14 protein-coding genes are annotated in these 12,727 nt (G+C 71.2%); 6 read left to right on the top strand and 8 right to left on the bottom strand.

Features of this window, described 5'->3' with window-relative positions:
• Positions 1–8: 8 nt before the first annotated feature.
• A complete protein-coding gene (locus tag AC4BGC_RS14915) occupies positions 9–866 on the top strand; it encodes a hypothetical protein (RefSeq protein WP_490556439.1) in 858 nt (285 codons plus the stop codon).
• A gap of 156 nt (positions 867–1,022) precedes the next feature.
• On the opposite strand, the gene AC4BGC_RS14910 is transcribed toward AC4BGC_RS14915, so the two are convergent.
• The 3 genes from AC4BGC_RS14910 to AC4BGC_RS14900 all read right to left on the bottom strand — a co-directional run bounded on the left by AC4BGC_RS14910 (position 1,023) and on the right by AC4BGC_RS14900 (position 3,148).
• Positions 1,023–1,775 carry a phosphoglyceromutase gene (locus AC4BGC_RS14910; RefSeq protein WP_490547639.1) on the bottom strand — a complete coding sequence of 251 codons (753 nt, stop codon included), beginning with the start codon at positions 1,773–1,775 and terminating at the stop codon, positions 1,023–1,025.
• Positions 1,776–1,785: 10 nt separating this feature from the next.
• Positions 1,786–2,307 carry a hypothetical protein gene (locus AC4BGC_RS14905; RefSeq protein WP_490556438.1) on the bottom strand — a complete coding sequence of 174 codons (522 nt, stop codon included), beginning with the start codon at positions 2,305–2,307 and terminating at the stop codon, positions 1,786–1,788.
• A 112-nt stretch (positions 2,308–2,419) separates the two neighbouring features.
• Complete coding sequence (locus tag AC4BGC_RS14900; RefSeq protein WP_490556437.1) at positions 2,420–3,148, bottom strand: UbiA family prenyltransferase; 729 nt, start codon at positions 3,146–3,148, stop codon at positions 2,420–2,422.
• Between the two features lie 214 nt (positions 3,149–3,362).
• Between AC4BGC_RS14900 and AC4BGC_RS14895 the strand changes: the two genes are divergently transcribed.
• Positions 3,363–3,848 carry a CarD family transcriptional regulator gene (locus AC4BGC_RS14895; RefSeq protein WP_490547642.1) on the top strand — a complete coding sequence of 162 codons (486 nt, stop codon included), beginning with the start codon at positions 3,363–3,365 and terminating at the stop codon, positions 3,846–3,848.
• Between the two features lie 96 nt (positions 3,849–3,944).
• Complete coding sequence (locus AC4BGC_RS14890) at positions 3,945–4,547, top strand: 2-C-methyl-D-erythritol 4-phosphate cytidylyltransferase (protein ID WP_490556436.1); 603 nt, start codon at positions 3,945–3,947, stop codon at positions 4,545–4,547.
• Here AC4BGC_RS14890 and AC4BGC_RS14885 read toward each other — a convergent pair.
• From AC4BGC_RS14885 to ispF, 4 genes are all read right to left on the bottom strand, one after another.
• Complete coding sequence (locus tag AC4BGC_RS14885; RefSeq protein WP_490556435.1) at positions 4,531–5,232, bottom strand: IspD/TarI family cytidylyltransferase; 702 nt, start codon at positions 5,230–5,232, stop codon at positions 4,531–4,533. The genes AC4BGC_RS14890 and AC4BGC_RS14885 overlap by 17 nt on opposite strands.
• Complete coding sequence (locus AC4BGC_RS14880; protein ID WP_490556434.1) at positions 5,229–6,098, bottom strand: alpha/beta fold hydrolase; 870 nt, start codon at positions 6,096–6,098, stop codon at positions 5,229–5,231. Before AC4BGC_RS14880 ends, AC4BGC_RS14885 begins: the two co-directional genes overlap by 4 nt.
• A gap of 76 nt (positions 6,099–6,174) precedes the next feature.
• Positions 6,175–6,738 carry a YqgE/AlgH family protein gene (locus tag AC4BGC_RS14875; protein ID WP_490547646.1) on the bottom strand — a complete coding sequence of 188 codons (564 nt, stop codon included), beginning with the start codon at positions 6,736–6,738 and terminating at the stop codon, positions 6,175–6,177.
• A 53-nt stretch (positions 6,739–6,791) separates the two neighbouring features.
• The gene (gene ispF, locus AC4BGC_RS14870; RefSeq protein ID WP_490548448.1) at positions 6,792–7,277 is read right to left on the bottom strand and encodes a 2-C-methyl-D-erythritol 2,4-cyclodiphosphate synthase; all 486 of its coding nucleotides are present in this window, start codon (positions 7,275–7,277) and stop codon (positions 6,792–6,794) included.
• Between the two features lie 87 nt (positions 7,278–7,364).
• Here ispF and AC4BGC_RS14865 point away from each other — a divergent pair, with 87 nt between their 5' ends.
• Entirely contained in the window at positions 7,365–8,981 is a 1,617-nt protein-coding gene (locus AC4BGC_RS14865) for a molybdopterin-dependent oxidoreductase (protein WP_490557190.1), read from the top strand.
• 49 nt (positions 8,982–9,030) lie between these two features.
• Entirely contained in the window at positions 9,031–9,801 is a 771-nt protein-coding gene (locus AC4BGC_RS14860) for an SDR family NAD(P)-dependent oxidoreductase (RefSeq protein ID WP_490547648.1), read from the top strand.
• A gap of 21 nt (positions 9,802–9,822) precedes the next feature.
• Here AC4BGC_RS14860 and AC4BGC_RS14855 read toward each other — a convergent pair whose 3' ends face one another.
• On the bottom strand, positions 9,823–11,115 hold the full coding sequence (locus AC4BGC_RS14855; protein ID WP_490556433.1) for a C39 family peptidase: 1,293 nt from the start codon (positions 11,113–11,115) through the stop codon (positions 9,823–9,825).
• A gap of 127 nt (positions 11,116–11,242) precedes the next feature.
• Between AC4BGC_RS14855 and cysS the strand changes: the two genes are divergently transcribed.
• Positions 11,243–12,721, top strand: a complete 1,479-nt coding sequence (gene cysS / locus AC4BGC_RS14850; protein WP_490556432.1) for a cysteine--tRNA ligase — start codon at positions 11,243–11,245, stop codon at positions 12,719–12,721.
• The last annotated feature ends 6 nt before the right edge of the window (positions 12,722–12,727 follow it).

Below are 12,727 nucleotides of genomic sequence, written 5' to 3'. Positions count from 1 at the left end.
CGGCGGGCATGGATCCGAGGATCCTGCGCACGTCGCTGTTCCGACGGATCTTCCGGGGTGTGTACGTCGACGCGCGTGTCCCGAACACCCCGGAGATCCATGTCATGGGTGCCCTGGCGTTGCATCCCGAGACCGCGATCGCCAGTCATGAATCGGCTGCGGCCTTGCGCGGACTGCCCGTTCCGCCGTGCGATCGGGCACACGTCTCGGTGATGAGGCAGGAGGAGCGAGTCCAGCGGTACGGGATCGCATGTCACGTTGCCTGCGAGGAGACGGTGGTGGAGGAGGTCAACAACGTACGGACCAGTGCGCCACTCGACCTGTTCATCGAGCTCGCCGGAAGGCTCAGCCTGGTCGATCTCGTCGTGGTGGGCGATGCCATGGTGCGACTCGGGCTCTTCACCGTCCATGAGCTGCAGAAGTTCTGCGCCTCGACAGCGCGCTGGCATTCCCGTCGTGCTCGTCGCGGCGCGCGGTACGGGCGGGCCGAGGTGGACTCCCCCATGGAGAGCCGGCTCCGGATGCTGCTGGTCCTTGCGGGCCTGCCCGAACCGAAGGTCAATCACACGATCGTCGACAGCCACGGCCGGGTTCTGCGCCGGTTCGACCTCAGCTATCTATCAGTTCGCACAATTGTGGAGTACGACGGCCGGCACCATGCGGAGGACAGGGATCAGTGGGACGCAGACCTCGAGCGGCGTGAGGAGATCGACGACCACGACTGGCGGCTGCTGGTCGTGACGAGTCGGGGGATCTTCCAGGTGCCCGAGCAGACGATCATGCGGGTCGCCAAGGTGCTCAGGAAGCGTGGCATGCGGATCGGACCGGTGCGCGATGACTGGCGGGTCCACTTCCCAGGCCGGTGAAGCAGTCTCGTACGCCAGCGGTCCCCAACAGTTGGACCACGGGGACGCGCATTTGTTGGGTTGTGGCGTGCAGAACAGGCGTCTGAACGTCACATCCCAACATTTGTTGAGCTCGACCGAGCGAAACGGACCCCGCCCGCCGGGGAACGGGACCGCTCAGCGGCCCTGGTTCGCGACAGCCTCAGCCGCAGCAGCGGCGGCCTCGGGGTCGAGGTAGCGGCCGCCGGGGACGGTGGGGCGGAGGTCGGCGTCGAGCTCGTAGACCAGGGGCATGCCGGTGGGGATGTTCAGGCCGGCGATGTCCTCGTCGCTGATCGCGTCGAGGTGCTTCACGATCGCGCGGAGGCTGTTGCCGTGGGCAGCGATCAGCACGGTGTTGCCGGCCCGGAGGTCCGGGACGATCGAGGCGTCCCAGTAGGGCAGCATCCGCTCGATCACGTCCTTGAGGCACTCCGTGCGGGGCATCTCCTCGCCGAGGTCGGCGTAGCGGACGTCGCCGGCCTGCGACCACTCGTCGGCGTCGTCGATGGGCGGCGGGGGGACGTCGAAGGAGCGGCGCCAGGTCATGAACTGCTCCTCGCCGTACTCCTCGAGGGTCTGCTTCTTGTCCTTGCCCTGGAGCGCGCCGTAGTGGCGTTCGTTGAGCCGCCACGAGCGGCGTACCGGGATCCAGTGCCGGTCCGCGACGTCGAGGGACAGGTGCGCGGTGGTGATGGCGCGGCGCAGCAGCGAGGTGTGTACGACGTCGGGCAGCAGGCCCGCCTCGACGAGCTGCTCACCGCCCGCGATCGCCTCCGCACGACCCTGGTCGGTCAGCGCCACGTCGACCCACCCGGTGAACAGGTTCTTGGCGTTCCAGTCGCTCTGGCCGTGGCGCAGCAGGATCAGGGTGTGGGTCGACTCGCTCATCGCACGGTCCTCAGCTGGTGGGGGAGGCGCTCGGGGTGGCGGCGGGGGTGGCCGGGGTGATGTCCTCGAACTCCTCGGCGGCGGCCACGACCGGGGTGTTGACCGTCGTCTTCTGGCCGGTGCTGAAGACCATGGTCAGCCGGACGTACTTGCCGGGGGTGACGTCGTCACCGGTGATCAGGATGGAGCCGGTGTCGGCCGTCGCGACCAGGCTCTCGGGCTTGATGCTCACCGGGGTGGCGATCTCGGCCTTGACCCCGTCACCGGTCAGCTGGTCGAGCGTGGCGGTCTCGGTGCGGTCCTGGTTGACGAACGAGCCCACGAACGTGCCCTCGCCGTCGTCGGAGCTGACGATCGCGGCGTTGAGCACCTTGACCGTGCCGGAGGTCTCGTTGGCGCCGACCGAGGGCTGGTAGACCTGATCGGTCTGGTACTCGGACCCGGCGAAGCCCGGGATCCCGCACCCGCCCAGGACGGGCACGAGCGCGAGTGCGGCCAGCGGGGCCAGACGGCGGCGGACGGGCGTCAACATGGCGATGCGGTTCCTCTCGGAGCGCCGCCGGGCGCTCGGTCCGGGGCAGTGTCCAGGCTCGTTGATCATAGAACGTGTCACGAACGGGTTCGTCGTCCGGCGAGCCTATCGCTCAGTGAGCGATGGAGGAGTTCAGGGCTGTGGTCCACACGATCGCGACCAGGACCAGGGCCGTCGCGACCAGCGTCAGGAGCCGCAACCGGGGGGCTCCGGTGCGCAGCGCGACCCGCAGCGGCAGGTGCCGGACCTTGGCCACGTGGTCGAGCACCAGGTCGGGCAGGGCGGTGAGGAAGTGGACCGCGACACCGAGCAGTGCGCACAGCACCACGAAGCTGGTGAACGGTGCCGATCCCTCGGTCTCCCGGCCCCAGCCGCCGTAGGTCACGAAGCAGGCGAGCAGCGCGAAGGTGACTGCCCAGCCCAGCCAGGACAGTGCGGTGCCCTTGAGCCAGCGGTTGTGCACGAACCCGACGACCAGTGTGGAGAGCAGGAACAGCCCTGCGGTGGGACCGTTCTGCAGCGACAGGGGCAGGACCAGCAGCAGGAGTACGGCGATGCCGAAGCTGGCGTTCCCCGGAGGGATCAGCCCCTCGGCGATCGGCTTGCCGGGAGCGCCGGAGTTGCGGTCCACGTCGTGGTCGATCAGGTCGTTGAGCAGGCCCAGGAGCAGCTGCGCGACCAGCACCGCCCCGGCAGCGGCCAGCACCTCGCGCGCGGGCCGGCCGATCAGTGCGGAGAGCAGCCCGACGACCGCGGCGAAGGCGACGGCCTGACGGGGGTGGGCGGCACGGATGAAGGACCGCAGCTGTCCCGTCGTGCTCGAGGCTGTCTGTGTGCTCATGGGTCGCAGTATTGAGCATCACCACACGGTTGGCGACGTTTCGCAGGCCCTGACCGGCTTGTCACCCGAACCCAATCTGCCCATGTCCGACTGGTCGCACCACATGGATCCGGATCCTGTCAACCCCCAACAGGCCCTCTGACCTGCGAATACGTGTGATTGGGGCCACCTCCGGGCGTGTTAGACTAGACCCCTCGAAAGGGGTTCACTACATATGTCATTCACTGTCGGCGAAACGGTCGTATATCCCAATCACGGGGCCGCGGTCATCGAAAACATCGAGATGCGCACCATCAAGGGTGAAGAAAAGCAGTACCTGGTACTCCGAATCGTCGCGCAGCAGGACCTCGTGGTCCGAGTGCCGGCGTGCAACCTCGACCTCGTGGGTGTCCGCGACGTCGTCGACAAGGCCGGCCTCGATCGCGTCTTCGACGTGCTCCGGGCAGTGGTCCCCGATGAGCCGACCAACTGGTCGCGCCGTTACAAGGCCAACCTCGAGAAGCTGCACTCCGGTGACGTGATGAAGGTGTCCGAGGTCGTCCGCGACCTGTGGCGCCGCGAGCGTGACCGGGGCCTGTCCGCCGGTGAGAAGCGGATGCTGGCCAAGGCGCGCCAGATCCTCGTCTCCGAGCTGGCCCTGGCCGAGCACACCAACGAGGACAAGGCCGAGTCGATCCTCGACGAGGTTCTCGCTTCCTGAACAACTGACTTATCGACAGTCTCCGTCGAGCCTCCGTGACCTTGAGTCCGGGGGCTCGATGTATGTCCGGGCGAGGTGCAGGGAAACTACTGAGCCATGGAGATCTACGAGGGGCTCGCCCCCCCGCTCGGCGTCGTGCCGCTGGAGGGCCGGGGGACACTGCCGTTCCTGCTGGTCCACGGCGAGTCGCTGGTCGCCGCGGCCTCCTGGGCGCTGGGTGCCGCCGAGGTCGAGCTGTTCGACCAGGGGGTCCCGTTCGCGGCGGTGAGCGAGTCGGGCCGGATGCTGGTCGTGCACGACCCGCTGTGCCCGCTCACCCCTGCGTGGTTCATCGAGCAGGCGGTCGAGGAGGCGCGGCGCACCGGGGCGGTCGTGGCCGGCGTACGACCGGTCACCGACACGGTCAAGGAGTACGACGCCGCGGCTGCCTCGCTCGGCGTCACCGTCGACCGGGACGAACTCGTCTGTGTGACCTCCCCGGTCGTGTTGCCCGCGGCCGTGGTGGCTGCGCTGGCCGCCGAGGTGGGGGACAGCGGCAGGGACCCGGTCGCGGAGCTGGCCTGCGGGGACCTCGCTGCGCTGGTGGACGCGCTTGCCCGGCGGTACCCGTTGCGGACCCTCGAGGCCCCGGCGCAGGGGCGACGGATCCAGGACGAGGCCGACCTCGAGGTCCTGGCCGCCCTCAGCGAGAGCCGGTGAGCAGCTCCTCGGCCAGGGCGACGTCCTCGGGGAAGGTGACCTTGAGGTTCCCGGCGGTGCTCGGCACGCCGCGCACCACGAGGTCGGTGTAGCGCTCCAGGCACGCCGCCGTGTCGGTGGCGACGAAGCCGTCCTGCGCCGCGCGGCGGTGCGCGGAGAGCAGGTCGCGCGCCCGGAACGCCTGCGGGGTCTGCACGCCGCCCAAGCCAGCGGGGGCCAGGGTGCCGTTGCGGTGGGAGAGCCGGGGCATCGCGACGACCGGGATCGCGGCCCCGTGCTCGGCCGCGGTGTCGATCACCTCGCGCCACAGCGGCGCCGGTGCCAGCGGACGAGCCGCGTCGTGGATCGCGACCACGTCGAGCTCGTCGTCCTCGATCTCGTCGGCCAGGGTGCGCAGCGCCTGCCACTCGGAGTCGTGGCGCTGGGCGCCGCCGTCGACGACCCACAGGTCGTGGGCGCCGAGGTGCGGGGCGACCGCGTCGCGCACCTCGGCCCGGTCTTCGGGACGTACGACGAGCACGACCCGGTGCACGCCGTCGACCTCGAGGACCGTGCGGACCGACCGCGCCAGGATCGGGATCCCGGCCAGCGGCAGCAGCACCTTGTTCACCGAGGACCCGACCCGGGTGCCGGACCCCGCGGCCAGCAGCACCGCGGCCGTGCGGATGCTCGCCGGTGCGCTCACAGGTGTGGCCGGATCAGCCGGATGAGCACGCCGGAGACGAGCTGGTCGCGCTCGAGCGGGAGCATGTGCCCGGCCTCCGGGACCACGGTGAGCACCGCCCCCTCGATGTTCTCGGCGAGCCGGCGCGCGTGGGCGGTGGGGGTGAGCACGTCGCGGCTGCCGACCAGGACCTGGGTGGGGATCCCCGAGAGCACCTTGAGGGCGTGCAGCCGGTCGTGGCGCATGCAGTCCTCGTAGAACCCGACGACGGTGTCGCTGGGGCAGTTGATCAGCCCGTCCACGGCCAGGGCCGCGTCCGCCAGCCGCAGCGGCCGCCCGAAGACGTAGCGGCGCATCACCAGCCGCTCCACCACCGGGGCGCGGCGCCGCGCCCGCCGCGAGAGGGTGCGGGAGCGGAACGCGAGCAGTCGGGGGATCTGGGCGCGCATCCGCTCGCCCATCTCCGGGAGCCCCAGGGTCACGGTGTCGAGCTCGCCCGCCGAGGTGGAGACGAACGCCATCCCCACCACCCGCTCGAAGAGGTCGGGCCGCAGATCGGCGAGCTGCATCAGGGTCATCCCGCCGATGGAGTGCCCGGCGAGGACGAGGGGACCGGTCGGCGCGAGCTCGTCGATCAGGTCGGCCCAGTCGCGGGCGAGGTTCTCGATGGTGGCCTGCGCCCGGGGCACGGGGTCGGAGTCGCCGTGCCCGCGGTGGTCCCAGGTGACGATCCGGATGCCGTGGCCGAACTCCCGCTGCAGGTCGCGCACCTGGTAGTGCCAGTCCTGCTGGTTCAGCGTCCAGCAGTGCGCCAGGAAGACCGTGAGCGGGGCGTCCACCGGGCCGTAGGTGGTCACGGCCAGGTTCAGCCCGTCGTAGGTGCGCATCCGTGTCCTCCGACTCGGGGGAAACTCAAGGTCGCCCCGGATGTTACGACCCCGCCGCCGCGAGGCCGCGGCGCCGTCAGTTCAGGTTCGCGTCCTCGGGGAGCGTGGCCAGCATCGACAGCGGCGGCGGCTGGCGCCGGAGGACGTCGCGCCACAGCTGGTCGGGGGTGTGGCTGAACAGGTCGGAGGTCAGCGCCGGTACGACGTGCCAGCTGCCCTCCTCGATCTCGTCCTCGAGCTGGCCCGGCGACCAGCCGGTGTAGCCGGCGTACACGCGCAGGCCGGTCAGGCGGCCCAGGAACTCCTCCGGCGGGGTGTCGAGGTCCACGATCCCGAGCGCACCGCCCAGCGACTGCCAGCCGTGGGGCTCGAGGTCGCCGTTCGCGGTCTCGGCGATCGAGCCCACGGCGAGCGCCGCGTTGAGCTCGACCGGCCCGCCGCGGAAGAACACCCCGGGCTCGGTGGTGACGTCCTGCCACGGGGTGAGTACCTCGCCGACGGGGATCTTCGAGGGCCGGTTGAGGATCACGGCCAGGCTGCCCTCGTCGTTGCAGTCCAGGATCAGGGCCACGCAGCGCGCGAAGTTCGGATCGACCAAGGTCGCCGAGGCGATCAGCAGGGATCCAGCGGCCGGCTGCATGATTCCATCGTGGCACCCGCCCCAAGGCGGGCTCGCGGTCGAGGCCCGCCGCCTCAGCCCTGCGGGCCCTGCGCCTGGAGCAGCGCGGTCGCGACGGCCGCCAGCCCCTCGCCCCGGCCGGTCAGTCCGAGGCCGTCGGTGGTGGTGGCGCTGATCGAGACGCTGATGCCGTGCCGGTGGGCGATCCCGCGCTCGGCCTCCTCGCGCCGGGCCGAGAAGCGCGGCCGGTTGCCGATCAGCTGGCACGCGACGTTGGTGACCTCCCACCCGGCGGCGCGCACACGGTTCAGCGTCTCGGCGAGGAGGTCGTCGCTGGCGGCGCCGGCCCACTGCGGCTCCGCCGTACCGAAGTTGCTGCCGAGGTCGCCGAGGGCGGCGGCCGAGAGCAGCGCGTCGCAGACCGCGTGCAGCACGACGTCGCCGTCGGAGTGGCCCTCGAGGCCCAGCTCCTCCTCGGGCCAATCCAGGCCGGCCACCCGCATCGAACGACCTCGAGCGAGGCGGTGGACGTCGGTTCCGATGCCGATGCGCAGGTTCACGGGAGTGATCATGCCTCGGATCGGCTGCACGCGCGGTGAGGGGACTTCGCGGCGGCCACCACGATGGGCGACGATGGGAAGGTGAGCATGTCCCCCGGTTTTCCCAGCCCCACCGGACACGCCCTTCCCGACGCACCGGCTCCCGACCGGGGCGAGGCCAGGGGCGAGGTGTCGCGACGGATGTTCGCGCTCGCCGGGGTGGTCGCGGGTGCCGCCGGGCTCGTGCTGAGCGAGGCGGCGGCGACCGCGCTGCGTTCCGGGTCCAGCCCGGTCGAGGCCGTGGCCGGGGCCGTTCGCGACCTGACCCCGGGACCGGTCGCCCTGTTCCTGATCCACCTCGTCGGCGCGGCCGACAAGCCCCTGCTGCTGGCCGGCACGGTGCTGGCGGTCCTGGGCATCTGCGCGTACGCCGCCTCCTGGGTCCGGCGCTACCCGCTGGTGCCCGATGTCGTGTTCTTCGTGCTCGCGGGCATCGGTCTGGTGGCCGTGCTGCGCGAGCCGCAGGCCGGGATCGGGTCCTCCCTGGCGCTGATGATCGGGTTCGTCACCTGGATCGTCACGCTGCGCCTGCTCACCGCACCCCTGCTCGGCGAGACGCCGGTCCCGGCGGGCGCGGGCCAGGAGAGCGACCCCGGGGCCGGGTCACCGCGTCGCGACTTCCTCAAGCGGACGGCCTGGGTCGTCGCCGGGGTCGCGGTGCTGGGCGCCGCGGGCCGGTTCGCCGGCAGCGGGCGCCGCAACGTGGAGCGCGCACGCCGGCTGCTGCGGCTGCCGGTCCACGGTGGCGAGGTGCCGGCCGGGGCCTCGCTCGGGGTCCCGGGGATCGAGCCGTGGCGCACGGCCAACGAGGACTTCTACATCATCCACACGGCGCTCGCGCCGCCGTCGATCTCGCCGCGGGACTGGGAGCTGCGCATCCACGGCATGGTCGACCGCGAGCTGACCTTCAGCTACCAGGACCTGGTGGACCGCGAGCTGACCGAGGCGTGGGTGACGCTGTGCTGCGTGTCGAACGAGGTCGGGGGAGACCTCGTCGGCAACGCGTGGTGGTCCGGCGTGCTGGTCAGGGACCTGCTCGCCGGGGCGGGCGTGCAGCCCGGCGCCGACGCGGTGCTGCAGACCTCGCGCGACGGCTGGAACTGCGGCACCCCGCTGGCGGCGCTCACCGACCCCGAGCGCAGCTCGATGCTCGCGCTGGCGATGAACGGCCGGCCGCTGGCGGTCGAGCACGGGTTCCCGGTCCGGATGGTGGTGCCCGGGCTCTACGGCTACGTCTCGGCGACCAAGTGGCTGGTGGACCTCGAGGTGACCACCTTCGACCGGTTCTCGGCGTTCTGGACCGAACGGGGCTGGGGCGAGAAGGGCCCGGTGAAGACCCAGTCGCGGATCGACGTACCGGTCGGTGGCGCTTCGGTGGAGGCAGGAGTGCTCCGCATCGGTGGCAGCGCGTGGGCGCAGCACACCGGGGTCGAGAAGGTGGAGTACCAGCTCGACGGCGCCGACTGGGCGCAGGCCGAGCTCGGCCGGGTCCCCGGCGCCGACACCTGGGTGCAGTGGGCGGCCACGGTGCGGGTCGATCCCGGGGAGCACCGGGTGGTGGTGCGCGCGACCGACTCGAGCGGCTACACCCAGACCTCGGTGCGCACCGACGTCGTACCGGACGGTGCCACCGGATGGCACTCGGTCGCGTTCAAGGCGCTCTGAGTCGCTCGATTCGCCCCGGCCGCGTGGACCGGGTGCCTAGCCTTGACCCATGGACGACTTCGCCGAGGCCGCCGGTGCGGCCCTCGTGGTGGGGGGCAGTGGGGGAATCGGTCGCGCCGTCGTACGGCTGCTGGCGCAGCGGTCCAGCGACGTTGCGCTGACCTGGCGCTCCGGTGAAGAGGCGGCGCAGCGCCTGGCCGAGGAGCTCGCGTCGTACGGCGTCCGGGTCACCCTCCACCAGCTCGACGCCACCGACGCCTCAGCCTGCGCGCGCGTCGTCGAGGAGGCGGTGGAGCACCACGGCGCCCTGCACACTCTGGTGCACGCCGCGGGCCCGCACGTCCCGATGGTCCACCTGAGCAAGGTGGAGCCCGGTGACCTGGCCGAGCAGCTCCGGCTCGACGCCGGCTCGTTCTTCAACGTGGTCTCCGCGGCCCTGCCGCACCTGCGCGAGAGCCAGGGGAGCATCGTCGCCGTGACCACTGCGGCCACGACGCGGTTCCCCGTGCGCGACGGGCTCTCCTCGGCGCCCAAGGCCGCGGTCGAGGCACTGGTGCGGGCCCTCGCGGTGGAGGAGGGGCGCTTCGGCGTACGCGCGAACTGCGTCGGCCCGGGCATGCTCACCGACGGGATGGCCGAGCGGCTGATCGCCGACGGCGACCTGGACGAACGTGCCCTGGACGCGGCACGTGCCAACATCCCGCTGCGCCGGTTCGGGCTCGCGCACGACGTCGCCGAGGTGGTGTGCTTCCTGGCCTCCTACCGGGCCGCGTTCATCAGCGGCCAGAAGGTGGACGTGGACGGGGGATACGGGGCCTGAGCGGCACCCGAGCCCCTGCGGTCACCAGTTGCGGTTGGCGGCCCGGGCCGGCAGCGGGTGGGCGGCGTCGCGGACGACGTAGACGGTGCCGTTGGACTTGCGCAGCCAGGCCTTCTCGAACTGGCCGCGGTTGTAGACCCTGCGGACGCTGGCGTTCGTCGGGGCCGCGGGGTCGTTGACCACCACGTCCCCGTTGCTGGTGAAGCCGGCGATCACGACGAGGTGACCGGCCGTGGCGCTGATCGGGGCGCCGCTGAGCTGGCCGCGGGAGAACGTGATCGAGGCTGCCAGCGGGATCCCGGCGGCGATGAACCGCTCGGCCTCGCGCAGGTCGCCGAGCCTGGTGACGAAGGCGTCCCCGGTGAGGTTGGCGGCGTAGGCGGTGTTGAACGCCCAGTTGCCCGCGCCGCGGTAGCCGTAGTCGTAGACGACCCGGGCGACGTGGTCGACCCACGGGTCGGCGTACTTCTTGTTCACCCAGGAGTAGTTCGCCGCGGACGGCAGCCGGCGGTAGTAGCCCAGCAGCATCGACACCGAGGTCGGCGAGCACCAGGCCTGGCCGCCGCCGCCGTACTTCGGGTACTGGCCGCGGTGGGTCATCTGGGAGTAGCGCGGCACGTTGAGGGTCTTGGGGGGCAGTAGCCGCCGGCTCGTCGCCGGGAGGGCGGCGGCGGGCCGGCTGGCTACTGCCTGGAGGGATCGCACCGACGGGGTCGCGGTGCTGGCGGGTCGCTTGAGGAGGGCGACCCGAAGCTGGTAGGCGGTGAGGTTCCCCGCGCTGGAGAGCAGGGTGTCGGTGCTGACGCGGGCCACCGGGTCCTTCTGGGCGCCGGCGCTGGTGCGGCGCAGGCCTGCGTCGCGGGTGCTCCAGTAGGCCATCGTCTTCCACGTGCTGAACCGGCCGGCGGAGTTGCGGGCGCGGGCCTGGACGAGGACGAGGGTCTTGGCCGGGGTGACGATGTTCCAGGTCGGCACCACCTCGGTGAACGGGTGGCCCGGGTTGATCAGCGGGGAGGTCCACCGCGACCACGCCCAGCGCTTGCCGGCGTATCTCACCTTGCCGCGGGGCTTGCCCATGCTGACCGCGCCGTTCGCGACCCGGACGCCCTCGTTGGTGCCGGACCGGAACTGGGCGTCGGTGGTGAACATGCTGAACCGGTGCTGGGCAGCAGTCCCGCTCGCGACCAGGCGAGCCTGGTCGAGGGTCCCGGCCTCGCTCGCCGGCTCGCCCAGCAGGGTGCCCGCGAGCGCCAGGCTCACGGCGGCGACCGCTGCGGATCGGAGCCGCAAGGAGGCGGAGATCTTGGAAGTCACGACAACCACGATAATGCTCTCCAGTCACATCGGTAAGGTTTTGTCACATTTTGCGGAAGCCCGGCGTCGGGTATCGCCCTGTTCACCGCCGTCCGTGGGCAGCCCGTGCGGCCTCTAGGATTGCCCGGTGCCCCTCCGTATCTACGACACCGCCGCCCGCGCAGTCCGCGACTTCGTCCCGCTCGAGGACGGCTCGGTCGGGATCTACGTCTGCGGGCTGACGGTGCAGTCCGAACCCCACGTCGGGCACGTCCGGTCGGCGGTCAACTTCGACGTGCTCCGCCGGTGGCTGAGCGCGAGCGGGTACGCCGTCACGTTCATCCGCAACATCACCGACATCGACGACAAGATCCTGGTCAAGGCGGCCGAGCAGGACCGCCCCTGGTACAACCTCGCCTACGACATGAAGCGCGAGCTCGACCGGGCCTACGACGCGCTGCACGTGCTGCCGCCGACCTACGAGCCGGCCGCGACCGGCCACGTCCCGGAGATGCTGGAGCTGATCGCGCGGCTGATCGAGCGGGGTCACGCCTACGCCGCCGAGGACGGCTCGGGGGACGTCTACTTCGACGTGCAGTCGTGGCCGGCGTACGGCGAGCTGACCCGGCAGAACGTCGAGGAGATGGAGGCGGCGCCCGACGCCGACCCCCGCGGCAAGCGGGACCCGCGCGACTTCGCCCTGTGGAAGGGGCACAAGGCCTCCGAGCCCGAGACCGCCTCCTGGGCCTCCCCGTGGGGACGCGGCCGGCCCGGCTGGCACATCGAGTGCTCCGCGATGGCCGGCAAGTACCTCGGCCCGGCCTTCGACATCCACGGCGGCGGCGTAGACCTGCGCTTCCCCCACCACGAGAACGAGCAGGCCCAGTCCCGCGCGGCCGGCCACCGGTTCGCGTCGTACTGGATGCACAACGCGTGGATCACCACCAGCGGCGAGAAGATGAGCAAGTCGCTGGGCAACTCGCTGCTGGTGCCGCACGTGCTCGAGCGCGTCCGCGGCATCGAGCTGCGCTACTACATGGTCGCCGCGCACTACCGCTCGACCGTGGAGTTCAGCTTCGAGGCCCTCGAGGAGGCCGCCGCGGGGTTCCAGCGGATCGAGGGATTCCTGGAGCGGGTCGACAGCTCCTCGGAGGCCGCCGCCACGCAATTGCTGGCAAATGACAGTGCGATCAACGATCAGACTGACTTTTCCCAGCAATTGCAGGGAGATGGCCCCTCCGCGAGGCGGGACCTGCCCGAATCCTTCGTCGCCGCGATGGACGACGACCTCGGCACTCCGGCCGCGGTCGGGGTGATCCACGACGTGGTCCGGGCGGGGAACAGATCGCTCGGCGAGGGGGACCAGGCCGCCGCGGAGGAGTACGCCGCCCAGGTGCGTGCCATGCTGGATGTGCTCGGGCTCGACCCGGGGCACCAGCACTGGGCCGGCGGGGGCTCCGACGACCTCACGGCGGTGGTCGACGCCTTGGTCATGGGAATGCTCGAGCAACGAGCACAGGCCCGGGCCGACAAGGACTTCGCCACCGCGGACGCGATCCGGGACCGGATCAAGGCGGCCGGCGTGACCATCGAGGACACCCCCACGGGGCCGAAGTGGAGCCTGTGATGCCCC

The sequence above is a fragment of the Nocardioides sp. Z38_18 genome (assembly GCF_058215695.1).
This window is presented reverse-complemented; position numbering and strand designations above follow the sequence as displayed.

Bases quoted from the DNA above. Each gene is read 5' to 3' on its own strand.
- AC4BGC_RS14915 (WP_490556439.1), top strand. From the start codon at position 9: ATGGATCCGAGGATCCTGCGCACGTCGCTGTTCCGACGGATCTTCCGG.
- AC4BGC_RS14910 (WP_490547639.1), bottom strand. From the start codon at position 1,775: ATGAGCGAGTCGACCCACACCCTGATCCTGCTGCGCCACGGCCAGAGC.
- AC4BGC_RS14905 (WP_490556438.1), bottom strand. From the start codon at position 2,307: ATGTTGACGCCCGTCCGCCGCCGTCTGGCCCCGCTGGCCGCACTCGCG.
- AC4BGC_RS14900 (WP_490556437.1), bottom strand. From the start codon at position 3,148: ATGAGCACACAGACAGCCTCGAGCACGACGGGACAGCTGCGGTCCTTC.
- AC4BGC_RS14895 (WP_490547642.1), top strand. From the start codon at position 3,363: ATGTCATTCACTGTCGGCGAAACGGTCGTATATCCCAATCACGGGGCC.
- AC4BGC_RS14890 (WP_490556436.1), top strand. From the start codon at position 3,945: ATGGAGATCTACGAGGGGCTCGCCCCCCCGCTCGGCGTCGTGCCGCTG.
- AC4BGC_RS14880 (WP_490556434.1), bottom strand. From the start codon at position 6,098: ATGCGCACCTACGACGGGCTGAACCTGGCCGTGACCACCTACGGCCCG.
- AC4BGC_RS14875 (WP_490547646.1), bottom strand. From the start codon at position 6,738: ATGCAGCCGGCCGCTGGATCCCTGCTGATCGCCTCGGCGACCTTGGTC.
- AC4BGC_RS14865 (WP_490557190.1), top strand. From the start codon at position 7,365: ATGTCCCCCGGTTTTCCCAGCCCCACCGGACACGCCCTTCCCGACGCA.
- AC4BGC_RS14860 (WP_490547648.1), top strand. From the start codon at position 9,031: ATGGACGACTTCGCCGAGGCCGCCGGTGCGGCCCTCGTGGTGGGGGGC.